At 51.8% G+C, this 25,662-nt stretch carries 24 protein-coding genes; 16 read left to right on the top strand and 8 right to left on the bottom strand.

Annotated features, from left to right (window positions below; genetic code table 11):
* Positions 1-89: 89 nt before the first annotated feature.
* From ACX1DY_RS21305 to qoxA, 5 genes are all read right to left on the bottom strand, one after another.
* On the bottom strand, positions 90-1,724 hold the full coding sequence (locus tag ACX1DY_RS21305; protein WP_458966205.1) for a stalk domain-containing protein: 1,635 nt from the start codon (positions 1,722-1,724) through the stop codon (positions 90-92).
* A 241-nt stretch (positions 1,725-1,965) separates the two neighbouring features.
* Positions 1,966-2,259, bottom strand: a complete 294-nt coding sequence (gene qoxD / locus ACX1DY_RS21300) for a cytochrome aa3 quinol oxidase subunit IV (RefSeq protein ID WP_458966204.1) — start codon at positions 2,257-2,259, stop codon at positions 1,966-1,968.
* Position 2,260: 1 nt separating this feature from the next.
* Complete coding sequence (locus tag ACX1DY_RS21295) at positions 2,261-2,857, bottom strand: cytochrome (ubi)quinol oxidase subunit III (RefSeq protein ID WP_458966203.1); 597 nt, start codon at positions 2,855-2,857, stop codon at positions 2,261-2,263.
* Positions 2,854-4,803, bottom strand: coding sequence for a cytochrome aa3 quinol oxidase subunit I (qoxB, locus tag ACX1DY_RS21290; RefSeq protein WP_458966202.1), 1,950 nt, complete (start codon positions 4,801-4,803; stop codon positions 2,854-2,856). The genes ACX1DY_RS21295 and qoxB overlap by 4 nt, the downstream gene beginning before the upstream one ends.
* A 49-nt stretch (positions 4,804-4,852) precedes the next feature.
* Positions 4,853-5,863, bottom strand: coding sequence for a cytochrome aa3 quinol oxidase subunit II (gene qoxA, locus ACX1DY_RS21285; protein WP_458966201.1), 1,011 nt, complete (start codon positions 5,861-5,863; stop codon positions 4,853-4,855).
* Positions 5,864-6,364: 501 nt separating this feature from the next.
* Here qoxA and ACX1DY_RS21280 point away from each other — a divergent pair.
* Entirely contained in the window at positions 6,365-7,501 is a 1,137-nt protein-coding gene (locus ACX1DY_RS21280) for a polysaccharide deacetylase family protein (protein ID WP_458966200.1), read from the top strand.
* Between the two features lie 793 nt (positions 7,502-8,294).
* Here the strand turns inward: ACX1DY_RS21280 and ACX1DY_RS21275 are convergent.
* Entirely contained in the window at positions 8,295-8,912 is a 618-nt protein-coding gene (locus ACX1DY_RS21275; RefSeq protein WP_458966199.1) for a TetR/AcrR family transcriptional regulator, read from the bottom strand.
* 157 nt (positions 8,913-9,069) lie between these two features.
* Here ACX1DY_RS21275 and ACX1DY_RS21270 point away from each other — a divergent pair, with 157 nt between their 5' ends.
* The 7 genes from ACX1DY_RS21270 to ACX1DY_RS21240 all read left to right on the top strand — a co-directional run bounded on the left by ACX1DY_RS21270 (position 9,070) and on the right by ACX1DY_RS21240 (position 16,787).
* Complete coding sequence (locus tag ACX1DY_RS21270; RefSeq protein ID WP_458966198.1) at positions 9,070-10,767, top strand: MFS transporter; 1,698 nt, start codon at positions 9,070-9,072, stop codon at positions 10,765-10,767.
* A gap of 374 nt (positions 10,768-11,141) precedes the next feature.
* Positions 11,142-11,528 carry a GntR family transcriptional regulator gene (locus ACX1DY_RS21265; RefSeq protein WP_458966197.1) on the top strand — a complete coding sequence of 129 codons (387 nt, stop codon included), beginning with the start codon at positions 11,142-11,144 and terminating at the stop codon, positions 11,526-11,528.
* Entirely contained in the window at positions 11,525-12,427 is a 903-nt protein-coding gene (locus ACX1DY_RS21260; RefSeq protein ID WP_458966196.1) for an ABC transporter ATP-binding protein, read from the top strand. The genes ACX1DY_RS21265 and ACX1DY_RS21260 overlap by 4 nt, the downstream gene beginning before the upstream one ends.
* Positions 12,381-14,405, top strand: coding sequence for a hypothetical protein (locus tag ACX1DY_RS21255; RefSeq protein ID WP_458966195.1), 2,025 nt, complete (start codon positions 12,381-12,383; stop codon positions 14,403-14,405). The genes ACX1DY_RS21260 and ACX1DY_RS21255 overlap by 47 nt, the downstream gene beginning before the upstream one ends.
* Positions 14,406-14,802: 397 nt before the next feature.
* Positions 14,803-15,606 carry a nucleotidyltransferase domain-containing protein gene (locus ACX1DY_RS21250; protein WP_458966194.1) on the top strand — a complete coding sequence of 268 codons (804 nt, stop codon included), beginning with the start codon at positions 14,803-14,805 and terminating at the stop codon, positions 15,604-15,606.
* Positions 15,607-15,679: 73 nt separating this feature from the next.
* A complete protein-coding gene (locus tag ACX1DY_RS21245; protein WP_458966193.1) occupies positions 15,680-16,237 on the top strand; it encodes an RNA 2'-phosphotransferase in 558 nt (185 codons plus the stop codon).
* Between the two features lie 31 nt (positions 16,238-16,268).
* Positions 16,269-16,787, top strand: a complete 519-nt coding sequence (locus tag ACX1DY_RS21240) for a mismatch-specific DNA-glycosylase (RefSeq protein WP_458966192.1) — start codon at positions 16,269-16,271, stop codon at positions 16,785-16,787.
* A 365-nt stretch (positions 16,788-17,152) separates the two neighbouring features.
* Here the strand turns inward: ACX1DY_RS21240 and ACX1DY_RS21235 are convergent, their stop codons facing one another.
* Positions 17,153-18,112, bottom strand: coding sequence for an MraY family glycosyltransferase (locus tag ACX1DY_RS21235; protein ID WP_458966250.1), 960 nt, complete (start codon positions 18,110-18,112; stop codon positions 17,153-17,155).
* 103 nt (positions 18,113-18,215) lie between these two features.
* Between ACX1DY_RS21235 and ACX1DY_RS21230 the strand changes: the two genes are divergently transcribed.
* Together ACX1DY_RS21230 and ACX1DY_RS21225 are read left to right on the top strand one after the other, a co-directional pair.
* The gene (locus ACX1DY_RS21230) at positions 18,216-18,911 is read left to right on the top strand and encodes a YjjG family noncanonical pyrimidine nucleotidase (protein ID WP_458966191.1); all 696 of its coding nucleotides are present in this window, start codon (positions 18,216-18,218) and stop codon (positions 18,909-18,911) included.
* Positions 18,912-18,915: 4 nt separating this feature from the next.
* Positions 18,916-19,641 carry a 4'-phosphopantetheinyl transferase family protein gene (locus ACX1DY_RS21225; protein WP_458966190.1) on the top strand — a complete coding sequence of 242 codons (726 nt, stop codon included), beginning with the start codon at positions 18,916-18,918 and terminating at the stop codon, positions 19,639-19,641.
* A 130-nt stretch (positions 19,642-19,771) separates the two neighbouring features.
* Here the strand turns inward: ACX1DY_RS21225 and ACX1DY_RS21220 are convergent, their stop codons facing one another.
* On the bottom strand, positions 19,772-20,755 hold the full coding sequence (locus tag ACX1DY_RS21220; RefSeq protein ID WP_458966189.1) for a ring-cleaving dioxygenase: 984 nt from the start codon (positions 20,753-20,755) through the stop codon (positions 19,772-19,774).
* A 130-nt stretch (positions 20,756-20,885) separates the two neighbouring features.
* Between ACX1DY_RS21220 and ACX1DY_RS21215 the strand changes: the two genes are divergently transcribed.
* The 6 genes from ACX1DY_RS21215 (at position 20,886) to ACX1DY_RS21190 (ending at position 25,646) form a co-directional block, all read left to right on the top strand.
* Entirely contained in the window at positions 20,886-21,692 is an 807-nt protein-coding gene (locus ACX1DY_RS21215; protein WP_458966188.1) for an AAC(3) family N-acetyltransferase, read from the top strand.
* Positions 21,693-21,810: 118 nt separating this feature from the next.
* On the top strand, positions 21,811-22,743 hold the full coding sequence (locus tag ACX1DY_RS21210) for a manganese-dependent inorganic pyrophosphatase (RefSeq protein WP_458966187.1): 933 nt from the start codon (positions 21,811-21,813) through the stop codon (positions 22,741-22,743).
* 176 nt (positions 22,744-22,919) lie between these two features.
* Entirely contained in the window at positions 22,920-23,492 is a 573-nt protein-coding gene (locus ACX1DY_RS21205; RefSeq protein ID WP_458966186.1) for a hypothetical protein, read from the top strand.
* A gap of 70 nt (positions 23,493-23,562) precedes the next feature.
* Positions 23,563-24,000, top strand: coding sequence for an RrF2 family transcriptional regulator (locus tag ACX1DY_RS21200; RefSeq protein ID WP_458966185.1), 438 nt, complete (start codon positions 23,563-23,565; stop codon positions 23,998-24,000).
* Positions 24,001-24,088: 88 nt separating this feature from the next.
* Positions 24,089-24,736, top strand: coding sequence for a nitroreductase family protein (locus ACX1DY_RS21195; RefSeq protein ID WP_458966184.1), 648 nt, complete (start codon positions 24,089-24,091; stop codon positions 24,734-24,736).
* Between the two features lie 208 nt (positions 24,737-24,944).
* Positions 24,945-25,646, top strand: a complete 702-nt coding sequence (locus tag ACX1DY_RS21190) for a pirin family protein (RefSeq protein WP_458966183.1) — start codon at positions 24,945-24,947, stop codon at positions 25,644-25,646.
* Positions 25,647-25,662 lie beyond the last annotated feature (16 nt).

Raw genomic sequence — 25,662 nt, 5'->3', positions numbered from 1 at the left:
AGTTCAGCATACCGCCGCTAAGGCAGATGGCTTTGCCTTACAACCAACTGCCACCGCTGACATTACCAGCATAAATTGCTGCCAAGCCCTCAGCTTGCCGGGGTCAGCATACCGCCGCCGCTGAGGTAGATGGTTTTACCGTTCAACCAACTGTTAGCGCTGGCGGTGGCGTCATAATAGATGGTGTGGCCGTTGTCTGTGATGTTGCTGAAGGTAGTGTTGCTGTCAGTGAAGGTGCTTAAGTAGGAGTCGCCGGTGACATTCCATGAGCTGCTGGCATCCAGGCTAAGCGATGCTGCCTTGGCTGTATTGGCATTATCTATAGCTCCGCTCAGCGAGCTGCCATTGCTCAGGACAAGCGCAACGGAGCTGATGGCGTCAGCGGTCACTTCTCCACTCAGCACCTGACCGTCAGCGTTTAGGGTAACGTTTGCGCCATTTGCGTCTGTCTTGCCCCACTTATCGGCGGCAGCGTGAAGCAGAATGCCGGAGGAGGCAGTCAGTCCCGCTTCCTTCAGATTAATGACGGCATTCGTATTGGTGGAGTAGAACAGCGGTCCGGCATAGGCGGTAAGCGTTCCACCGTTCATCGTAAAGGTGCTGGTGCCGACTTCGGCGTCACCGGAGAAGCTCTGGTAGAGCATCACACCGCTTTTAGCGGCGCCGGACAGGTAGGTGTCGTTCAAGGTGATGGAGTTTTTGCCTTCAATCACGGCTGCTTCAGAGGCGCTTGCGGTAAGGGTAGCTCCACTGACGAAAATACTTCCTGTCGAGTAGATTCCCGGCGAATCGGTGCCGGAGGTATTCATTGTGCCCCCGCTGACATTAACAGTTCCGTTGCCACGGTCTGTAGCAATGCTTGCTGAGTGTGTGCCTGCAGTTGTGATATTAACATTGGTCGCGTTCACAGTTCCTGTGTAGGTGGCATCCAGGCCGCGCGAGGAATTGGCGGTGGTGTTGATCGTAACGCCGGATACATTAATGGTTGAGCCTGCGCCGGTGGCAAAAACGGCGTTGGCGCCGTCCGCGTCAGTTGTAACCGTCGAATCATTCAGCGTCACCGTACTGCCTGCTGTCGCTGCCAAAGCAGCGTTAAGGCCATAGAAGTTGCTGTTGTCCTCGGAGGAGGTATCGCCGGTTTTGCTGAGCGTTACGCCGGTAAGCGTAAGTACGCCGCCATTCGTAACTTTTACTGCTGAAGCATCGGCTGCAGCTGCAGTAAAAGTCTCCAGCGTTTTGCTGGCTGTGCCGCCGTTCAGTGAGTAGGTGGCGCTGCCGAGTGTGCTGGCATCCACGGTGCTGTCCGTACTGCCGCCAGTGCCCTCTGGAGGGGTTCCGGTGGGCGGTGTGCCTTCAGGCGGTGTACCTGTTTTTCCATCATCCGCACTCGCTGTCCCTGCTGTCCCCGCTGCACCAGCCGTGCTGCCTTCTGATGTCAGGCTGACGGTCTTTGTAGTTTTGTCGTAGCTTGCCGTCAGACCGACCGCTTCCGAGATGGCTCTTGCCGGGAGATAGACAGTGCCATTATAGATAAAGGGCTTTACCGTTGCTCCGGTGGCGTCTTTAAGCGCGGCTTCCTGTCCGTTCAGCTTCACGATAATGTTGTCATAGGTGACAGCGATTTGTTTTTGAATCGAGTCGGCATAAGCCGAGACGGACATTGCTACCGAAGCGGTTACGGCAACGCCGGCTACAAAACCCTTCATTCCATTTCTTTTGCCCATGGTCATCCTCATCCTTTGCCATTAGATTGATCCTGCATATGTAGAGCATGTTGCCCTGTGCTGCTGCATGTCTACATTGTAGGACCGCTAACTGAAAGTCATATGAGATTGCGCTGAATGTTTGTTGAAGGTACGCTGAATGTTTGTTGAAAATCATGGGCACGCAAAAAAGCGGCCCGCCCCGGCAGAAAACCGGAGAGGACCGCTCATGCAAATCCGAAATATACAGTTGATCCGTTCTTTAAGCGTACCAGCCCCATACGAAGATGTACAAGGTACCGTAGATGGTAACCAGACCGACAAACAGCGCGTAGGCGATATTGATGTACAGCTCTTTTTTGGTATCCGCCGATTCCCCGATATGCATGAACACGAACAATTGCAGGGAAGCTTGGATAATCGCTGTGACCAGCAAAATGGCCATATTGGCGCCCTTGGACAGATCACCATAGATCACGATTAACGCTGCGGCAGAAAGGACCAGAGAGGCCAGATAACCCATCACATGGCGAATTGGAAACAGTTGCTTCATCATGTCACATCAGTCCTTTCAGGTAGACGAAGCTGAAGATAAAGATCCAGACAACGTCCAGGAAGTGCCAGAACAGTGAGAAGATAAATGTCTTGTTGGCGGTAGCCGGATTGATGCCTTGACGCCACAATTGAATCATAATGGCCGTTCCCCACAGGAAGCCGAAGCTGACGTGGGCACCGTGCGTTCCCAGCAGAACGAAGAGGCTGGAGAGGAAGCCGCTGGTCTGCAGCGTCGCTCCTTCATGCACATAGGTGAAGAACTCCGTAATTTCAATCCCGATAAAGCCAAGACCCATCAGTAGCGTGATGGCCATGAAGACCATCATCGCTTTCTTGTAGCCAAGACGCATGGCATGAACGGCAAGACCGATCGTGAACGAGCTGGTCAGCAGCAGGAAGGTTTCGATCAGCACCGGGCCGATTTCGAACAGCTCACTTCCGCTAGGGCCGCTGGCAAAACGGTTCACCATTACAAAGTATACGGTGAACAAGGTGGCGAACAACGGAATTTCAGCTCCGAGAAACACCCAAAACCCGAAAATTTTATTGCTGTTCTCTTCTGTAGAGTATTCCAGCGGCTTAGACGCATCTATTTTCATACAGTCTCACCCCGCATCAATTTCTTTTCTGTAGCAATAACCTCTTCAGCCGAAATATAGTAGCCGTGATCACGGTCAAAGGACATGGCTGCGAGCATAATCAGGACACCAACCCCGGCGACAATGGCCGGAATCCACATGCTGAAGACCAGGAAGAAGCCGAGGAAAAAGAAGATAACACCCAGTATAAACGGCTTGCCGGTATTGCTTGGCATGTGAATTTTGGTGATTTTATCCTCGAACAGCGGCATTTTTTTGTTCTGCTTGGCTTCCCAGAAGGCATCCATAGTCTGAACCTTTGGCACAACCGCAAAGTTATAGACCGGCATTGGACTATGCGTAGCCCATTCCAGTGTGCGTCCATCCCAAGGATCGCTTGTAGTGTCTCTAGGCATGTAGCGTGTGCTCCAGTAGATGTTGTAGACCAGAAGCACGAAGCCAATTGCCAGACCTATCGCGCCCACGAAGCTCAGCATATTGAGCGGACCAAAGCCTGTTTCCTTGGAATAGGTGTACATCCGCCGGGTCATCCCCATCAGACCGAGGAAGAACAGCGGGAAGAAGGTAACGTTAAAAGAAATCACGATCCACCAGAAGGAATGCTTGCCCAGCCGCTCGTTCAGGCGGAAGCCGAATACTTTCGGGAACCAGTAGTGGAACCCGGCAATAACGGCGAAGACAGCGCCCGGAATCAGCACGTAGTGGAAATGCGCGACCAGGAACATGGTGTTATGGTACTGGTAGTCGGCACTGGCCATTGCCAGCATGACGCCGGTAACCCCACCGATGGTGAAGATCGGGATAAAGGCCAGCGTGTAGAGCATCGGTGTAGTAAAGGTGATTCGCCCTTTGCGCAGGGTGAACAGCCAGTTGAATATTTTAACCCCTGTCGGTACGGCAATAGCCATAGTGGTAATCGAGAAGAAGCTGTTGACCATCGCGCCTTGACCCATCGTGTAGAAATGGTGAGCCCATACCAGGAAGGACAAGAGCGAGATAACCACCATACTGAATACCATTGATTTATATCCATACAGGTTCTTTTTGGAGAAGGTGGCGATAATTTCGCTATAAATACCGAAGGCCGGCAAAATAACGATATAGACCTCCGGATGGCCCCATACCCAGAACAGGTTGGCCCAGAGCATATCCATCCCGCCGTTCGCCATCGTGAAGAATTGCGAGCCGAACAGGCGGTCGAACATCATCAGCGCCAGCGCCACGGTCAGCACCGGGAAAGCGAAGACGATAATGATGTTAGTAATCAATACGGACCAGGTGAACATCGGCATCTTCATCAGCTTCATGCCTGGTGCGCGCATTTTCAGGATTGTTACGATAAAGTTGACGCCTGTGATCAGAGTCCCGATACCGGAAATCTGCAGCGCCAGAGAGTAGTAGTTGTTGCCGACCGTCGGACTGAACTCCAGACCCGCCAGCGGGAAGTAAGCCGACCATCCGGCATCCGGCGATCCGCCGATGACGAAGGAAATGTTCAGCAGCATGGCTCCGAAGAAGAAGAGCCAGAAGCTGACGGCGTTGAGGCGGGGGAAAGCCACGTCTCTGGCGCCGATCTGCAGCGGCACGATAACGTTCATCAGACCGATGATAAACGGCATAGCCATGAAGAGAATCATGATCAGGCCGTGAGTGGTGAATACCTCATTGTAGTGCTGTGCGTTGAGAAACTTCATTTCCGGCGCTGCCGTCTGCAGACGCATCATGATCGCGTCCACACCACCGCGGAACAGCATGAGCAGCGCGGCCAGGATATACATGACGCCGATCTTCTTATGGTCGACCGTGGTCAGCCATTCGCGCCAGAGGTAGCCCCATTTTTTAAAATAGGTTAGCCCGACGATAATCCCTATGGTAGCGAGTGCGATACTGGCCATGGCTCCATAGATTAAGGGTTCGCCTGGAACCTTAAATTTTTCTAAATCCATTAGGGTGGCTCCTTTCAGGTTGTTTCATCGAGCGGTTTATTACAAGCTGCTATTTGTGAGTATGTTCATCCACAGGTGAGCTAGGCACGGGCTGCTCCAGTTCCGGGTCCGTTTTAGTGTTGAACTCGGTTTCTTCAGTCGTTGCCGGTGAAGGATGAACGTCCTTGTTGTCCTGGTGCTCCATACTTCCGTTGTCCATATCCATCTCTTTGCCGTCACCGCTCATATGCTGGCCGTGATCTCCCGGAGGAGGACTGAACTCCAGATGGGTCGTGGAATAGGTTTTGCGTCCGATAAAGTCGGCGGCAAGCAGGCCTTTGAATTCCTTCTCCGTCAGCTTGGGAGCGGTTTCTTTAACCTCTTTAACCCATTTGTCGTAATCCTTGCTGCTCATAACGAGCGTTTCAAATTCCATTTGGGCAAAGCCCTTGCCGTTAAAGTTGGCATTTCTGCCGAGATATGAGCCTTCCGTATCAGCGGAAAGGTGAAGCGTTGTGAGCATGTCGCTCATGGCGTACTTTTGCCCGGCGAGCTGTGGAATCCACAGACTGGTGATGGGGCCAAAAGAGTACATCCGGAACTCTACCGCCCGGTGAACGGGGATATTGAGGTAGTTCACGGTTTCAATGCCTTCCTCCGGGTAGCTGAAATGCCATTTCCAGTTGGAAGAGGCTGCGTAGATGACCAGAGGCTTCTGATCTTTGTATTCTGTAGCGACATTTTCAACGGCATTGGTTGTCTTGACCGTCACGACGGACAGGAAGGCCACGATAATGATCGGGATGATAATCCAGATCGCTTCGAGCACCTTGTTGCCCTCCTCGTGCTCCGGAATGTAGCCTTCGTTGCTTTTTTTAGCCCGGTACTTCACCAGCACGAAGATATATAAGATGTAGACAACTGCCAGAACACCGAGCATCACTATAATAGAAAGGATGATGGTGTCAGATAAAGTTCGTGCAGAAGGCCCCTTAGGATTCAGAACGGTGAGTGAACTGCATCCCGGCAGGAGGAGGATGAGGCTGAGAAACAAAGCGTATAACGGTCCCTTTTTTGTCATATAGAACTCCTTCCTTCAATAGTTCTTTTCATTCGCCGAACATTGCGGGCAAACATTAACCTGTATCTATAGTAAGAACTACTTACCCATAATGCAAAATACATATTCTGGATAAAAAGCTATAATCGTCCTCAAAAATGTCCATTTAGTTAAATATATGTGATCAAATTGTTACAACTATCTTTACGTATGATAAAGATCACTGTAACGGTGCGTCTTAAGGTTATTTTAAGGAAGTTCAAATTTTGTTCACAATTTCACAAATGTTACTATTTTCGTCACAATTAATTTAAATGAAAATAGCGCTATTTTAGCGTTTTTTGCTTGATATGACAGCATTCAACGATTTTCGATTTCTTTCTGAAAAAGAATGCGATATGTCATTTGTCACAACAAAAGTGTTACAGTTTTTTCTGCTTCGGGTTACAATCTCTCAAATTACGTTATATATATCTATGATAAAGTAATAGATAAATATACATAGATTGGAGACTGCATCTGGTGACTATTAAAAAAGCAATGCTGTTATTCTTTTCATTATTCCTGTGTCTTGGTGTCGTGCAGACGACGGCAAACGCTACTGGCGCGAACGCTGAGCTGAAGCTTGGAGTGAACGATAAACTGAGCGGCATTACAGCCGTTTCCGTAAAAGGCAGCTATTATGTCCCGCTCCGCGCTTTGGCTGAGGAATTGAAGTGGACGATTACCGGCCTTCCTGACGGAATTCAGGTTGATGGCGGAGGACGCAAGCTGCTGCTGCTCAAGGGTGATGGAGGTGCTCAGCTTCAAGACGGAAATGTTGCGCCGATGAACACGTTCGTGAAGAATGGAGCCTTGATGGTCCAACTGAAGATCAGCGCCTACCTTGGGTATATAATATCCTTTCAGCCGGATAAATATTTACTGAGAGTTCGGGATGCTTCGGCCTCGCTGGATGATGCGGGGTTCCTGAGCCGATATAAGAGTGAGCTTACCCCGCCGTCTGTTCCTGATAAACCTGCGCAGACACCTGCTGGCAAGCCGGGCAAGACCCTGTATATGACCTTTGACGACGGGCCTTCCGCCACGACCTCGGAGCTGCTGGATATTCTGAATAAGTATGAGGTAAAAGCTACATTCTTCATGCTTGGGCCGAATATGAACCGCTACCCTGCTGAGGTGAAGCGGATTATGAAAGAGGGGAACGGACTGGGGCTGCATGGCATGACGCACCGCAAGGACAAATTTTATGCTTCACCATCCGCCGCACTGGCTGAAATGAATGGAGATAACGCGGTGCTGCAAAAGATTGCCGGCACAGGCACAACGCTGATCCGTCCGCCTTACGGCAGCAAGCCTTATTTTACCAAGAGCTTCAGAGACAAGGTGCTGGTCCAGGGCTACCATCTGTGGGACTGGAATGTGGACTCGGATGACTGGAAGTACAAGGAGAACAGTGCCAAAATCTATAACACAGTGATGAACCAGGTGCACGGGCTGCAAAAATCCAAAACCAACCCGGTTGTTCTGATGCATGATCAGAAAGCCACCCTCAAAGTTCTTCCACGCCTGCTTGAGTCGTTGAAGAAAGAGGGCTACACCTTCGAAATCATTACGAAGGATCTTCAGCCGCAGAACTTCTGGAAGGACCACCGCTAACATTTGGTCACGACAGGGTATCCTGTGGGGAATATGATTTGTATAAAAAAAGAGTAAGTTTTCCGAGGCTTTTGGCCTTGGAGCTTACTCTTTTTTTGCTTGGTTGCGTGTCTGGCCCACGCAAGGCCGCCCGTGGGCGCGTTGCTGCGCGGCCTAGGTACGAATAACGGCAGAACTGCCGTTAATTCCGCGGCTCGACGCGGGATCGGCTTAAACAACGGTAAAAGTGCCGTTGTTAGGCGCACCGTGGGCGTCCCGGCCCCAACAACGGCAGAAATGCCGTTAATTCCGCGGCTCGACGCGGGATCGGCTTAAACAACGGTAAAAGTGCCGTTGTTAGGCGCACCATGGGCGTCCCCGGCCCCAACAACGGCAAAACTGCCGTTGTTTCCACGCCCCGACGCTGGATCGGCTCAAACAACGGTAAAAATGCCGTTGTTAGGCGCACCGTGGGCGTCCCGGCCCCAACAACGGCAAAACTGCCGTTGTTTCCACGCCCCGACGCTGGATCGGCTCAAACAACGGTAAAAATGCCGTTGTTAGGCGCACCGTGGGCGTCCCGGCCCCAACAACGGCAAAACTGCCGTTGTTTCCACGCCCCGACGCTGGATCGGCTCAAACAACGGTAAAAATGCCGTTGTTAGGCGCACCGTGGGCGTCCCGGCCCCAACAACGGCAAAACTGCCGTTGTTTCCACGCCCCGACGCATCCCCAACGCAGCCCCGGCACGCCGGGCCGCTCCCTCCCGGCCAGAATGGCCGCTTTTTACGCTAACAAGAAGCTGTTCGCACTATCACTTGTACAGATAATTGATAATCATATTGACCAGCTCTGACTTCAGCCGCTCGGTGGAGATTCTCTGCGGGGAGAAGGAGATGACGTCAACGATGGCGCTCATCGCTTCGAATACGATAATGGAGGTAGCCTCCAGGTCTTCGGTTTTAAGCTCATCCTGCCCCATCTGCAGATACTGCAGGGTTCTGCGCCGGCCCACTTCATACTGTGCATCCATCAGCTGTCTGATCTCTTCATCGCTATGGTACATGATGGTCAGTTCTTTATGGTAGCCAATAAAGGCTTTATGGGAGATCAGCAGGGTGTCTACTAGATGCGCAATCAGATCGGCCCGGTGGATGGTATCGAAGTTGATCTCCGCCATCGAAGCCTCAATTTGGGCCATTAGCTGTTCCCCGTAGACATGAAGAACATCAATGAATACAGCTCTTTTATCGGCAAAATAGGAATAAAAGCTGCCGGTCGATACCCCGGCCGCAGCTGCGATTTGCTTGGTATTAGTCTGATGGAAGCCTTTGTCCGAGAACAGCTTCATAGCCGCCTGGACGATGGCTTCTTTGGTTTTGATGCTGCGGTCCTGCCTTGGTGTTCTGATCTTATCTCCAATGTCACTCATGTCCGAAGCTCCCCCTTGTATTACCGATTGTAGAGGAGCGGCTTGGGGCTGTCAACAAAACATGAACTAGAGTTCAATTATTTTCATTGACAAATATGAACTTTGGTTCATATAATCTGAACATGAACTGTAGTTCATATTTTGAGGAGTGAGAGAGATGAGTATAAGAACGCGCAGGGCTTTATCTTTTACGGCGATTGTATTGGGATTTTTCATGGCGCTGCTGGATACGACGATTATTAATATTGCCCTGCCGGAGATGACGCGCCATTTCGGCGGAAGTGTATCGCAAATTTCATGGGTGATGAACGGGTATAACCTGGCTTTTGCCGTTTTTATTCTGACAGCTTCACGGCTGGCGGATCAGTTTGGCCGCAAGAAAGTATTTATAATCGGTGTTGCTTTGTTTACATTAACCTCGCTGCTGGCCGGGTTTGCTACCTCACTTGGGATGCTGATTCTGCTGCGGGTTATCCAGGGCCTCGCGGGAGCGATCATTGTCCCGGTTACAATCCCGCTGACTACGACCACCTTTCCAAAAGAAATGCATGGCCTGATCATCGGCATATGGGGAGCTGTGTCGGGCGTGGCGGCAGCGAGTGGTCCGGCCTTGGGCGGAATTATTACGCAGAAGCTGAGCTGGGAGTGGATCTTTTTTGTCAACGTGCCGCTTGGTGTGCTTAGCATTGTGCTTACGGCCATCTTCATTAAGGAATCCCGCGATAACTCAGCAAGCAGGTCAATTGATTATGGCGGAACACTCGGAATTACCGGCGCTATGTTCTGTATTACGTATGCGCTAATCAAGGTGCAGGACTATGGCTGGAATTCGGGGGTTGTGTTTGCGCTGCTGGGCACAGGTCTGGTACTCCTGGCGGTGTTCTTCTTGACACAGTGGAAAGGAAAAGAACCAATGCTGCCCCTGTCGCTGCTGCGGATACGGACATTTAACAGTGCTTCCCTGACCATGCTGTTCGTTGGCGCGGCACTGATGAATCTCTCGCTGCTGACCTCCTTCTTCCTGACGCGGATGATGGGGATGACCGAGCTGAGGGCTGGGCTTGTGCTCTCGATGGTTGCGGTAGGCTCGATTATAAGCTCGGCGATTTCCGGGCCGCTGTCTGCAAAATATGGCAGCCATCTGTTCGCCGCCGCCGGCATTTTGGTGACGGGTGGAGCGATGTATTCCTTGAGCGGACTGCATGCTGACTCGGCGACTAGCGAAGTGGTGATTCGCCTGTTTGTGGCCGGTGTCGGCGTGGGGCTCACAATGGCCCCGGTGATGTCTTCCTCCGTCCGCAATGTGCCGGAGGACAAAGTAGGCATCTCTTCAGGGGTCACGAATATGGCTAAGGCGCTCGGGAGTGTCATCGGGGTGGCTATCATCGTAACCGTGCTGCAGCACAACACGGACAGCGAGCTGCGCAAGGCGGATAACCGCACGGCCCAGGCTATTCAGACGGATACGGTGCTGCAGCCGTTCGTCAAAAATGTCCTTGTCGAAGCCGTAGGTTCGCTCGGCAAGGGAGCGGGTTCGCAAGCGGGTGGAAGCGCCGGGGGAGCGGACACTGCCGCCGCCGTGGTTCATGCTGTGGAGCTTGCCGCCGCCAAGCTGCCGCCTGCGGAGCAGAAGGCTTTTGCGGCGGATAGCGGCAACCAGTACCGCGAAGCGAAGCTGGTGCTGTCGGGGGCGGGAAGCGGCATGCGGGAGGCTGCGGTGCAGGCGTTCAGCCGTACCTTTGCTTTTGCCAGTCTGCTGCTGCTTCCAGGCTTACTGTTCGCGCTGTTAAGCGATAAACGCCCGAAACCGCAAGAATCGGAAGTACTTGCCGAGCCTGCCGCGTTGGAACACTAACAGAGAGCCATCGAGGCGAAGCCGCATAGGTGAGACATGTTCGTGCCGCCGCAAGCCCGCAGAGGAAGGGACACGGCTATATAAATCAAGCTCGGGGCGGTCCTGCAAGGACCGCTTTTTTGCAAATATAAGAAAGTATAAGTTTCACAATATCCTTTATTCTTATATTTCTCGCTGAAACGGATACCTGAAAGCGATACGGAGTATCGCTGCTTCGGAAGCATATGCTTCTTTTATGGACGGCGTAGCCGTTTCTACTTGATTGACATCAATTTTAAACTGTATTAATAATAGTAGTACAGTTAATACACTTGTATGATAAGCTCCAATTACATCATCATCGTCAGAATGCAGCACGGGAAAGGAGGACGGTCATGTTCGAATTGGATGTCCGCAGCCGCAAGCCGATTTACGAGCAGTTGACCGATAAGGTCAAGGAGCTGATTATGCACGGGATTTTGCAGGCCGATGAGCAGCTTCCGTCAGTAAGAATCTTATCCTCGCAGCTTACAGTGAACCCCAATACGATTCAGAAAGCCTACCGGGAGCTTGAGCGGGAAGGCTATATTTATTCCTTGCAGGGCAAGGGGAGCTTTGTGGCTTCACTTCAGCAGGGGCAGAGTGAGAGTCAAAGAGCGGAGCTTCGGGAGGAGCTGCTGCGCCTGATGGCGGAAGCGGTGTACCTTGGATTTACCGAGAGCGAAATAGGCGCACTGTACCGTCAGGTACTGGAGCAGAGAGAGAAGGGGGCGAAACCATGATTGAGATCCGTGGAGTCAGCAAAAGCTTTCAGGGCGAGAAGGCTGTAGACAGCCTGTCCCTCACGGTACATAAAGGGGCCATTTACGGTCTGCTGGGCTCAAATGGAGCAGGGAAAACGACACTGCTAAAGACACTCGCCGGTATCTACAGGCCCGAGGAAGGGACGGTTAAGGTTGGCGGAGAGTCCGTTTTCGAGAGTCCGGCGGTGAAACAGAGGCTTATTTTTATGCCCGACAGTCCGTACTTCTTCCCGCAGGCGACAATCAAAAGTATGGCGGCCTTCTATCGTTCGATTTATCCGGGCTGGAGCGGGAAACGCTTTGAGGAGCTGGGCGTTATGTTCCGGCTGGATACAGGCCGCAAGCTGAGCCGCTTCTCCAAAGGGATGCAGCGTCAGGCAGCCTTCTGGCTCGCGCTCAGTTGTACGCCCGATGTGCTTATCATGGATGAGCCGATTGACGGGCTTGATCCGGTCATGCGGAAGCAGATCAAAAACCTGCTGTTCCAGGAGGTGGCGGAGCGTGGACTTACCGTGCTTATTTCCTCACATAATCTGCGGGAGATTGAGGATCTGTGTGATCATGTCGGCATTATGCACGGCGGCCGGATGCTGGTGGAGAAGGATCTGGATGATCTGAAGGCGGACACGCACAAAATTCAGGTGGCCTTCCGGGATGAACGGCATGCGTCAGCCTTGACAGCGAAGCTGCAGATTCTGCATCAGGAGCAGCGGGGAAGCGTGAATCTGTATATCGTAAAAGGTGACCGTGAGCGGATTTCGCAAGCTTTTCATGTCTACGAGCCATATGTATTTGATCTGCTTCCCTTGACGCTGGAGGAAATCTTTATTTATGAAATGGGGGATGCCGGATATGATGCGCAGCCGATTCTTCTTTAACAGCGGCATTATCCGCCAGAATGTGCGCCAGCACGGCTGGATTGGAATCATATATACACTAGGGCTGTTGTTCTCGCTTCCGCTGCAGCTGTTCATGAGCAGCTATCCTGGTGCCCAGCCCCAAAAAATCGAGAATCTGTTCCGTGTCGGCGGGAACATTCAGATACTGTTCATCATCTCGCTTCCGGTTGCTGCCGGGCTGTTCCTGTTCCGTTATTTACAGTCCAAAATGCCCTCGGATCTGTGGCACAGTCTTCCGCTCCGCCGGGAGCATTTGCTTGCAGCCCATATGGCGAGCGGTATTGGCCTGCTGCTGATTCCAGTCTGGCTGACGGCGGGGGTTACCGCAATCGTAACGCCGCTTAGCGGCAATATGTATATTTACCCGGGAGCAGATATTTGGCAATGGGGACTTATCGTGAGTATTCTTACACTGTTTTTATTTGTTTTCAGTGTGTTTGTAGGCATATGTACGGGACAAACGGTGCTTCAGGGAATTGTCATCTATATTCTCTTAATTCTGCCTGCTGTTCTGCTGCAGTTTGTTAATCAGCACTTCAGCACGTACCTCTATGGATACCCTGATTGGTATGTGATGAGCAACCGCTTGGAAAGCTGGTCACCGCTGCTGCGTTTGATGGATTTTGCGGTTAATCCTTTTAGCAGGGGAGAGCTATGGGTTTACGCCGCTTTATCCGCGGTCTTTCTGGCGTTATCCTTTGTGCTGTACCGCAAACGTCAAAGTGAAAAGGCAGGACAGGCGATCGCCTTCACCTATTTCAACCCGTTGTTCAAAGCAGGGGTCATGCTCTGCGCCATGCTGCTATCGGGAACTTATTTTTCCTCGCTTAAGCCTAATCAGCTTGGCTGGATCATTTGCAGCCATATTGTTGGGGCGCTGTTTGGCTACATCGCAGCGGAAATGATCATCCGCAAAACCTGGCAGATTATAACCCGCAAAACGCCTCTGGAATTTGCCGTGTATGGAATACTCCTGGGTCTGCTGGTCTACATTCCGGTGTCGAGGCTAACAGGTTATGAGAGCCGTGTTCCTTCTGCTGATCGAATCAGCAGTGTGTATGCGGGAAGCAATTACCGGATGTATAACGATAATTCGTATCCCTTGGGCAGCAAGATTTTTTCAAAGGATAAATCCTACATTGAGGCGGTCCGCAAGCTGCATCAGGCGCTTGTCATTGCACGTCCGGAGGAGACGCAGACTTCGTCCGGCCGCTATGTGAGCGGCAGCGAAAAGTTCACTATATTTTATCAGCTGGAGAATGGGCGGAAGCTGGTGCGCGAGTACATGATTCCGGCCCAAGGGTTCGAGCCTGAACTGAAGACTGTCATGGAGAATCCGGATTTCAAGCGCAGGGAGTATAATCTTCAGGGGCTGGATAAGGGAATTGAAAGCTTCAGATTGACCAGCCGGAATCGGGCGGTGAGTATCACGGAGCCGGAGGACGTACAGGAATTTAAAGCTATTCTGGTAAAAGAAATCTTGAACATGTCCTATGAAGATCAGACTGGCGGTCAATTGCCTCGCGCGTATATCCAGCCTGTCCTCCCACCGGAGGAGACCAAGGAAGGGACCATGTACTACATTCACAGCTACAATTGGCTGCCCTCCTATAAGGAGCTGGGGAACTGGCTGGAGCAAAAAGGCTTTGCAGACAAGGTTGGGACCCGCCCCGAGGACGTTAAATCTGCCGAAATGATCAAAGATGATTACAAGGGCAAGCTGCCTCAGGAAGAAGTCTATAACCTGGAAAAGCATATGTCTCTGTCCCGCAGCGAAAACCGTTCGGTGGTTACCCGGGATAAGGCGCGGATTGCGGAAATTCTGAAATACCAGCGTGATTATACGGGGAAAAACGGAGCGTATGTAGTAAGGGTAGAGTATAAAGATGGAGACATAAATTATATTTCTCTCCAAGAGCAGGACATGCCGCCAGCCCTGAAATCGCTGCTTCCGTAGCCCGGAGCAGATTGCTCAAATGGCAGATACAGGTTGACAGAACCTGGAATGGTGGCTTATGCTTTTGGAAATTAAATGAAGTACAAAACTAAGCATATGCTTTCGAAGCGAGTTTTGTACGAAGTAACTCAATGAAGTAGATGCTAACAAAACTTTCAGGAGGTCAGGACAGATGAAGGAACAAGGTAATAATTTGCGCTCGAATAATGTCTACATGCTTCCATTCCATCTGTCCGCCTCGTTCGGCAGGTCAGCCTTTGCAGCGGCTCATTTATTTCCGGCAGCAAGCTAACCGGCAATAATGTGCCTGAATTTGCATTAGGCGGCAGCCTGGCCATGGACGATGGAGTCCATGGCCTTTTTGTATTCTTTTTGGCTAAGAAAGGGGAATTAACCTATGACTGAAATACATGAATTGATAAGGCGCCAGCTCCGCGCCATTGAGTCGGAGGAGGATGTCCGCATCCTCTATGCCTGCGAATCCGGCAGCCGGGCCTGGGGATTTCCGTCCAAAGACAGTGATTACGATGTCCGGTTCCTGTACGTGCGCCGCCCGGAAGCGTATCTGTCGATCTTCGAGCAGAGGGATGTTATCGAGCGTCCGATCAGCGAAATGCTGGATATTAACGGCTGGGATTTGAAGAAAGGGCTTCAGTTGTTCCTCAAATCCAACCCTCCGCTCCTGGAGTGGCTGCAATCACCGATCCAGTATGAAGAGAACTATACAGTGGCTGAGCGCATACGCAGCTTATCACCGCTTGGTTTCTCGCCAAAATCCTGTGTCTATCACTATCTTCATATGGCCCGGGGGAACTACCGCACTTATCTGCAGGGCAGCGAGGTGAAGATCAAGAAGTACTTTTACGTCCTCCGGCCCCTGCTGGCCTGCGCCTGGATTGAGAAATATCAGGAGGTGCCGCCGTTGGAATTCACCACGCTGGTAGCCGACCTGATTCCAGAGGGCACAGAGCTGAGAGAAACGGTCGAAGAACTGCTGGTCCGCAAAATGTCAGGCGATGAGCTGAATCTGGAGCCGCGTCTTGAGGTCATCAACGATTATCTGGAGCAGAGAATCAGCCATTATGAAGCGGTGGCCGCCCAGTTTGGACAGGGGAGCAGCGTATCGGTTGAAGCGCTGAATGAGCTGTTCCGCTCCGCACTGCTGGAGGTCTGGGGTGGAGACAGCCGCTGGACTTCGTAGGGGGACAATAGTTCACAGGCTAATCTTATGTAAGTTTAGTTAGGTAATGCAAAAAGTAATTGAGGTGTAAAAAATGTTGAATCAAGCTGCTGAGGTTTCACTCAGCAAATTTATGACCATGCTGCTCCGGCATACCCCGGAGGCATACGGCTTGATCCTGGACCCTGAGGACGGCTCTTGTCTGCTGGAGGATCTGCTGGGTGTTATCAGCAAGACTCCAAGATGGTCAGGGATCAATGAGGTGGACATCCGTCAGGTTGTTGCCAATTGTGAGAAGCAGCGCTTCGCAATCGAAGGAGAACGCATTAAAGCACGGTATGGGCACAGTCATGCCAAGCTTGAATATGAGCCGGGGACACCGCCGCTTGTACTGTATCATGGAACTCATCAAAATGCGCTGCCCGCCATTCTGAAGGAGGGGCTTCAGCCAATGGGACGGCAATATGTGCATTTATCGGAAGGGCTTCATTTCGCCAGCTTGGCCGGAAGCCGTAGAGGCAAGCTGGTTCTGCTGACGGTCGATACGGTTAAAGCTGCTCAGCACGGCGTAACCTTCTATTATGCGGGTAATGAAGTGTGGCTGGCGGAGCCGATTCCGCCTGCTTGTATTGCACGGCGGGAGGAGCCGTAGATCAGAACTGTCCCATTAGGAGGAATTCCCCATGAATGAAGTGCCGGATCATCTGGACCACGGCCTGCAGATTGTCTTCATCGGCTTCAACCCCAGCCTCCGCTCCGGGGAGCTGGGGCATCACTATGCGAATCCGCGTAATAACTTCTGGCGCATTCTGGAACGCTCCGGTCTGACGCCGCGCCTCTATGATGCTTCGGAGGATGGGGAGCTGCTCCGGCTTGGGCTGGGCTTCACGAATATCGTTGCCCGCCCGACACGCGGGGCAGAGGACATCACGCGGGAGGAATACGCCGAGGGGCGGGAGCTTCTTCGCGGCAAGCTGGCCCGCTACCGTCCGGAGATCGCCTGCTTTGTTGGCAAGGGAGTCTACACGGAATTCAGCCGCAGAGCCAAGGCGGACTGGGGCTTTCAGGACGAACAGCCCCCCGTTGTGGACGGTGTGCGCGAGTTCGTAGCTCCCTCATCCAGCGGTCTGGTTCGCATGCCGCTGCCGGAGATAGTAGGCATTTACCGCAGGCTCTACGAATACATTCAGGAAAGCCGCTGACGAACGTGCTTCCGCGAACCTTGCGAACATGCGCTGTGACTGGATAATTGTATTTGCTGCAGTTAAAAGGTTGCGTTATGCCGTTTTTTTAGAGATAAATGTATTCGGTACAATTAAAAATGACGGAAAGTCCATTTTTCCTGAGATGACAACTATTTAATTGTACAGACTACAATTAAAGCTGTATTGACCTCCAAACGGCGCAGTTTAGTTGTACGAAATACAGTTACAGTTTGGAGCATAAGTGTGCAGCCGGAATGTTATGAGCAACGCTGCTCTCACCACAGGCTCAGACGCAGCAAAAAACACCCTTGAAAGAAGGGTGTTTTTTGCACTGCCGAAGTTGTCAGCTGCCACGCTTCGCGTCAGATCTCGATCAGCAGCAGAATAATCGAGGACAGCGACAGGCAGATGCTGATAAGATAGAGGACAGCAACGACCTGCTTCTGGTTCAGACCGGCTTTGAGCAGGCGGTAGTGCACCTGGGTCGCGTCAGCCTGATAAATGGATTTGCCTTGAAGGAAACGTTTGGTGATGACAAACAGATTGTCGAAGATCGGCAGGCCGAGCGCCAGAATCGGGATGAATAGCGACAGCACTGTCGCCTGCTTGAAAGCACCATCCAGCGCGATCACGGCGAGAATATAGCCAAGAAAGGTGGCGCCGGCATCGCCCATGAAGATTTTGGCCGGAGCTTTGTTGTAGCGCAGATAGGCAATGGTGACGCCCACTAGCGTTATAGCCATCATGGCAGAGATGGATTGTCCTTTGGCCAAAGCGACGACGAACAGCGTCATTGCAGAAATTGCCGTCAGCCCGCCGGCCAAGCCGTCCATACCGTCAGAGAAATTGATCACTGTGGTTACGCCGAAAATCCAAAGGATTGTAAGCACAAATTGCAGGATCACCGGCAGCGAGATATAATCGCCGGAGAAAGGATTAATGAACCCGGTGAAGGCATTGCCGGACAGAAAGACCAGAATCGCCGCAGCGATCTGAACGATAAACTTCGGCAGCGCCGGAAAGTCCTTGCCTTTGGTTTTGTACCAGTCATCAATGGTGCCTATGGTTAGCAGGAGCACGCCGCCAATGAAGAGGGCGAGAGTCTCCAGCGAAAATTCATGGGTAAACAGCAGATAAGTGATGAAAAATCCGATGAATATAGCATAACTGGCTGTCAGCGGAATGGGCTCCCTGTGTATTTTGCGTTCCACATCCTGCCTGGGCTTGTCCACAAAATCGAGCCGGAAAGCGAGCCTGCCAAGCGGAGGAATCAGCAAGTAGACGATCGAGAAGGAGACCAGAAACGCTAGAACGTAAAAAATGACAATCACCGCCGTAAGTTATTTTTAATAAGCCTGTCTGAATTATATCGCAGAAAGTAAGCTCTTGTCGACGAGACATGAAACTTGAGGGGGATTTTGGAGAATGAAATATGAGGTCATTTTGTTTGATGCTGATGATACGCTGTTTGATTATGGGATGGCGGAGAGCAGAGCGCTGTACAATGCGTTTGCTCATTTTGGACTGCCGACAGGCGCGGAGGAGTATGCGGCCAGCTATCAGGAAATCAACCGGGCGCTGTGGAAGGATCTGGAGCAAGGGCGGATTTCCTCGGCTGTACTGCGGGTTGAACGGTTCAACCGGCTGTTTGCCGCACACAAGCTTGAGCTGAGTCCTGAAGCATTCAGCGAAGCTTACTTGCGTTTTTTGGGCGAAGGGACGTTCCTGATTGAAGGGGCTGTGGAGCTGTGCGGAGAGCTGTCCGGCTGCAGGCTGGCTATCATCACCAATGGAATCAAGGATGTGCAGCGGTCCAGAATCCAGGGCTCGCCGCTGAGCGGTGTTTTTGAGCAGATCATTATTTCCGAGGAGGCGGGCTGTCAGAAGCCGGAGACGGGAATTTTTGATTATGCTTTTGCCAAATTAGGGCTTTCCGATAAAAGCAAAGTGCTGATCGTAGGCGATTCGCTGACCTCCGATATCCAGGGCGGAATCAATTACGGTATCGACACCTGCTGGTTCAATCCGCTGGGAAAAACGGGCGATCCGGGCATCCGGCCGACCTATGAGATTCGGGCGCTGTCTGAGCTTCTGGCAATTGCCCTACTAGGGCGGAGTTGAGAAAATGGTCCGGATTTTCAGCGTCAAAATTCCCGAAGCCTCCACTGTGAATGTTCAGGAAGTGCTGGATCTTTTGTCGGAAGAACGGAGAGAGAGGACACTTCGGTACCGGAGAGAAGAGGACCGTATCCGAAGCGTACTTGCTGAAGCTCTGATTCGCACACTGCTTATCAAGGAGCATAACATGGACAACCGCTCTCTCCGATTCGCCGTTAACCAATACGGGAAGCCTTATCTTGCTGATTTGCCAGGATGCCAGTTCAATCTCACCCATGCGGGGGACTACGTGCTGTGTGCTATCGACCAGAAGCCATTAGGTATTGATGTAGAAGAGATTAAGCCTATAGATTTGTCCATTGCCAGCCGCTTTTTCGCCCCCGGGGAGAGTCAAGAGATTGAGAGGATGCCAGAAGACAGGCGCTTGGATCATTTCTATCAATTGTGGACCGCCAAGGAGAGCTATATCAAATTCAGAGGGACCGGATTGTCCATGCCGCTCAATTCTTTTTCCCTGCAAATTTCCGGCGGACGTATAGAGCTTGTTGAACAGGGAGACTCTCCGGTAGCCCAGGTAGAGTGCTACTTCAAGCCATTCCATCTTTCCTCTGACTATAAGGTCACACTCTGCTCGGAAAGTCCTAATCATCCGAAGGAGATTCAGAGCATAGATTGCTACGAATTGCTCAGAGAGTTCAGGGAAAGGTCAGGAGAGAGTTATACAACACGTTAAGTCCCCCCGATCCGGCAAAAATCCCCTTCACGCTCTCCCTGGCCACATGATACTATGTGGCCTTTTTGAGTTTCGGCATGAAGGGGTTCTCTAAACTTATTCTTGCCAATACGGCCGGAAATCGTTAAGCTCAAGCCTGCTGGCGTGTATCCAGCGGCTTCAGATGAGCCTCGATCTGCTCGCGTTTTGCTTCGAGGAAAGGCGGCAGGGCGAGGGATTCGCCGAGATGATCGGTATGCTCATCAGTGGCAAAGCCGGGACCGTCCGTCGCTAGCTCGAACAGGATTCCGTTCGGTTCACGGAAATACAGTGAACGGAAGTAGAAGCGGTCAACGAAACCCGAGTTGGGCCGCCCGGCGCTGCGGATTTGCTCGATCCACAGCTTCAGCTCTTCTTCGTTATCGACACGGAAGGCCACATGATGCACACCGCCGCGTCCAAGCCGCTCCTGCGGCAGATCCTTCCGTTCCTCCAGGTGAATCTCCGTGCCGGAGCCGCCTTCGCCGGTTTCGAATACTATTACATCCGGCTGTCCGGCAACCGGAGACGGATAGCTGCCTTTGCGGCGGAAGCCGAGCAGATCCACAAGCACCTGTACGGTATGCTCTGCCGTCTCAACGGTTAAATGAACCGGCCCAAGTCCGACAATGCCGTATTCCGCCGGAACCGGGCTTTTGTCCCACGGCTTGCCGCCGGCGACCCCCTGATTATGCTCGTCGGAGACAAGAATCAGCCGTTGGCCCTCATGGTCCCGGAAGGCTAAGGTCTTACGTCCGCCGCGATCTGTAATCTCGTCATGCTCCACCTGGAATTCCGTAAATCGGTTTGCCCAGTAGTCCAGCGCCTTGTCATCCGGCACCCGCAGCGACAGCGCGGAAATGCTGTTATTGCCGTCACGGTTGCGCCCTGCGTTCGGAATCTCGAAGAAGGTAACCTCAGTTCCGGGGTTGCCCACTTCGTCGCCATAGAACAGATGATAGACGGAGACATCATCCTGGTTCACAGTCTTTTTAATCAGCCGGAGTCCGAGCACCTGGGTATAGAATTTGAAATTTTCCGGGGCTTTGGCCGTTAAGGCGGATACATGGTGAAGTCCTTTTAATGTTAAACTCATGGTAGTCCCTCCTAATAGTGTGTGTATAATAAAATGGTTATTTAAATGAATAATTTTAAGTTACTTACATTTTAATAGTAAACCTTGAAATTTGCAAGTATGAACTTCATTTTCCACAAAGGAGAGCGATATGATACATACATCAGCAAGCTTAATGGAGCAGCTCAAAGTTCTGGGGATTGATCCGCAGGGAACACTGCTTGTCCATTCGTCGTTAAAAAGCATCGGTGAAGTTCAGGGAGGCGCGGATACGGTGCTGGATGTTCTGTCCGAGTATATGAAGGAGGGGCTGCTTGTTCTGCCTACGCATACCTGGTCGTATATCAACGCAGACAATCCGCGGTTCTCGGTGCTGGAGTCGCCTTCCTGTGTCGGGATTCTACCGGAATTGTTCCGGAAGCGCCCGGGTGTAATCCGCTCCTGGCATCCAACCCATTCCGTGGCTGCGCTGGGTGAAGATGCGGCGGAGTTCACTTCCGGCGATGAGCGGTGGGATACGCCCTGTGCCCGGGGATCGGTATATGGCAAGCTGCTGGACCGCAGGGCGGATATTATGCTGCTCGGGGTAGATTTGCGCCGGAACACATTCATTCACGGGATTGAGGAATGGCTGGACATTCCCGGCAGAATGACGAATGACCATGAACAGCTCTACACCGTAACGCCCGGAGCGAAGGAGTTGCTTGTCCCTTCGCGCAGACACTGCGGGCTCTCCTGGTCGCAGCATTTCTGGAAGGTTGAGAAGGTGCTTGAGGAGGGCGGTGCTTTGCGCAAGGGCAGCTTCGGGGATGCGGCTGTCATGCTCTGCGGGACAGTGGAAACGACAGAGATTCTAAGCCGGATGCTGACCGCTGATCCTGATTTGTTCTCGGACAATGAGCCGCTGGACGGAGGAGAGAAGCCTGAGCCGCTGCCCAAGACAAAGCGGGGAATATAGCTTTATTTTGGTTCATGAAAGATGAGGATGAAACTCAGGTTCCGTCCCCCCAATCTGGCGGGCTCCTATCAATGTATGGTATATTATTCTCACAAAAAACAAAGTAAGGAGATTGGAAATGGAAAAAACTTTGATCTTTGGACACAAAAATCCGGATACGGATACCATCTGCTCGGCAATCGCTTATGCGGCACTCAAGAAGGAACTGGGCTGGGATGCCGAGCCGGTCCGACTGGGAGAAGTCAGCGGCGAAACCAAATATGCGCTGGATTACTTTGGGGTGCAGGCGCCACGCTTGGTTGAGAATGTGGCAGGTGAAGCTGGGCAGGTGATTCTGGTTGACCATAATGAACGCCAGCAAAGCGCGAATGATATTGATCAGGTTCGTGTTGTCGAGGTTATCGACCACCACCGGATCGCCAATTTTGAAACGGCTCATCCGCTGTACTACCGTGCTGAACCGGTTGGCTGCACAGCTACTATCCTCAACAAGCTGTACAAAGAAAACGGAGTTGCCATTCCAAAGGAAATCGCCGGCCTGATGCTGTCCGCAATCATTTCCGACTCCCTGTTGTTCAAATCCCCGACCTGCACCGAGCAGGATGTAGCGGCTGCACGCGAGCTGGCGGCAATCGCCGGTGTGGATGCTGACAGCTACGGTCTTGCCATGCTCAAGGCAGGGGCCGATCTTAGCGATAAAACTATTGCCCAATTGATCTCCCTGGATGCCAAGGAATTCAAAATGGGTGAACACAAAGTGGAGATTGCCCAGGTTAACGCCGTAGATGTGAATGATGTGCTCTCCAAGCAAGCTGAGCTGGAAACAGCCCTTACCGCTATCATTAATGACAAGGGTCTCGATCTGTTCCTGTTCGTGGTGACGGATATCCTGAACAATGATTCCGTCGGACTGGCCCTGGGCCGTGTGGCAGGTGCAGTAGAGCAGGCTTATAACGTGAAGCTGAACGATAACAAAGCGCTTCTGAAGGGCGTCGTCTCCCGCAAATCGCAAATCGTGCCGGTGCTGACTGAAACCATCGCCAAGCTGTAAAAGCAGCCCCGGAGCATGACAGTTATTCCATTTTGAAAAGCTATATAGATGCCAATAACTACCGGCTGTGCGCCGTCCTTTAACGGGAGGTGCACAGCCGTTTTTTTGTGTATAAGAGCAACTTATTTCCATTTCGAAGGTATAATCAGCATGGCCAATCATGAGGGGGAGAACGGATGCGGAACTTGAAAAAGCTGATCTTTTCGACGGTGATCCTGATGATGATTACAGGAGGGACCTTGCTGTACGCCGCAGCGGGTAAATCGGACATTGCGGTTTATGTGAACAATGTGCTGCAGAAGCATTCAGGTCTGCTGTCGGAAGGGGACGCGTACCTCTCCATTGAACAGTTGCCGGAGAACCTGCACGCGGTATTGTCCTGGGATGAGTCCGGGAAAGAGGTTCGCATCTATAAGCCGAATGTAAACATGGTTTTGCTGGATGACCAGGGGAAAATCTTCGGCAAGGTGAGAAGCGCGGCCAGCAGTACTTTTTCGGTTCTGGTGCAGGTAGATCATTTGAAAACAGAAATTTCGGATCTGAAAATAACGATCACCAATCCCCTGGGCAAAATTGATACGGTCGATAATCAGCAAATTAAGGAGAAGAAGGATAGCTTTTGGTTCAAGTCGGCGGAATATACCTATACTTTTACTGAAAAAGGGAACTATTCAATCCAGGTATATATCAAGGACAGCACATCCAAAAGCTGGTTTATCGTTTCTGAAATGCAAATATCTACGATATAGATGTATTTTGCCAAAAGAGGCTCTGCGCTCTATACTTAATGATGTATACGTGCTGGAAGGAGCGGGAAACATGGCAAAAACACGAAACAGCGGGACTCTCCAATATAAATCGTTTGCTCTGGTCTTGCAGGCTCTTGTGATCATGGCTCAAAAAGGCAATACCTGTTCCAGTTGTGAAATCGCCGTGCATTTATCTTCGGAGCCGACGGTGTTAAGAAAAGCTCTGGCCAAGCTGACCCGCGAGCAGATCCTTGTGACCCGGGAAGGGCGGGATGGCGGCTATATGCTCAACCGGTCGCCGGAGGAGCTGACACTGGCGGACATTTACCGGGCGATGGAGGTAGGCGAATCCCGCAGTAATGCGGTTAACGATACGATGTGCACGAACCCGTTCGGTGCACAAATGAAGGACGCTTGCGGCGATATTTTGGAGGAGATGGAGCAAAGCGTGCTGGGAGTTCTGGAGAAGCACACCCTGGCTGATATCGTACGGAGAGCGGGCTGTTGACACGGGGCTTTTTTATGAATTATACTGTGCTTGTTAAGTCACAGTTAAAAAACACCAAATAATGGATAGGGAAGAGGAGGATTAAATTATGGCAGCAGAACTGAAAGTGGAACAGGAATTTAGCAAGGTGATCCGGGAACGGCGTTCGGTGCGGAAATACGATCCCTCCTGGAAAATTTCCGATGAGGAGATCAAGGAGCTTCTTACAGAAGCTACACTTGCGCCATCTTCCTCCAATCTTCAGCCTTGGCGGTTCATTGTTATTACGGATCAGGAAGTAAAGGAGAAGCTGCTGCCGATCGCGTTCAATCAGGCGCAAGTGACAGAGGCATCGGCGGTGATTGCTGTGCTGGGCGATACTGAAGCTTACAGCAATGCAGACACGATCTATGGGCATGCCAGCGCTACGGGGCTTATGCCTGAGGATGTTGCGACATCAATGGCCAAACGGAGCCGTGAAGGCTATTCCAGCTTGCCGCTGGAGAAGCTGGAGGACATCGCTCTGGTTGACGGTGGACTGGTATCCATGCAACTGATGCTGGCAGCCAAAGCCAGAGGTTATGACACAGTGCCAATGGGCGGTTTCGACCCTGCCGGGCTCAAGGAGCTGTTCCAGATTTCCGGGCGTTATGTGCCGGTGATGCTGATCGCGCTGGGCAAGGCTGCAGTTGAAGGACGGCCTACAGGACGTTTACCGCTGGAAGCGGTAGTACATTGGAACGGATTCCAGGCTTAATCAGTACCCGCTCTCTGATAATACTCTATATAAGTTCACGCAGCCGGCTGGCGCTATTCTCAAGGGGATGGATGCAGCCGGCTTTTTTTGCTGAAACGGGCGGGCTGCATATTTTTGGTTTTCGCCGCTTTCTGCTAAACTATGGTTAGCGGGCGGCTTCGCCATGCTCTGAACATGCCTGCACGAGCCACATTTAGGAGGGGATCACATGATTCAAGTATATCCGGCGGAATCCGCCCATCATTTTGACCACGGCTGGCTGAAAGGGACACATAGCTTTTCGTTTGGTGAGTACTATGATCCCGGCAATACGGCTTTTGGGCCGATGCGCGTCTGCAATGATGATATTATCGCTCCGGGGAGAGGTTTTGGCGCCCATCCGCACAGCGATATGGAGATTGTCTCCATCGTATTGTCCGGAAGGCTCCGTCATGAAGACAACCTGGGGAATGTGGCCGAGACGGACTTCGGCGGCATTCAGCGGATGTCGGCAGGGACAGGGGTCATTCATACTGAGCATAATCCTTCGGATACCGAGCCGGTGCGTCTGCTGCAGCTATGGTTCATGCCGCGTACCCGCGGCACCTCACCTTCCTATACCACAGGCCGGTTTGATCCGGCGAAGCTTAATGGCGCACTGCTGCCTGTAGTTTCTGCCAATCCTGCGGATGAGGTTGTTGATATTGCCCAGGATATGACGATTTATCTTGGCCGCCTGCAAGCCGGTGAACAACTGAATTATCGGCAGCAGCCGGGACGGCGGATTTATATACATTTAATAGAGGGTCAGCTCAAGCTGAACGGAGATAAGCTGCTGCATCGGGGGGATTCCGCACGGATCGAAGACATTAGCGAGCTGAATCTTGCCGCTGGCGAAGACATCTTCGTAATGCTGATTGATCTGCCGTAACAGTCCATTCATACGT

It is taken from the genome of Paenibacillus sp. BAC0078 (genome assembly GCF_054483875.1).
Note: the sequence above shows the minus strand (reverse complement) of the source record. Positions and strands in the feature narration are given on the sequence as shown.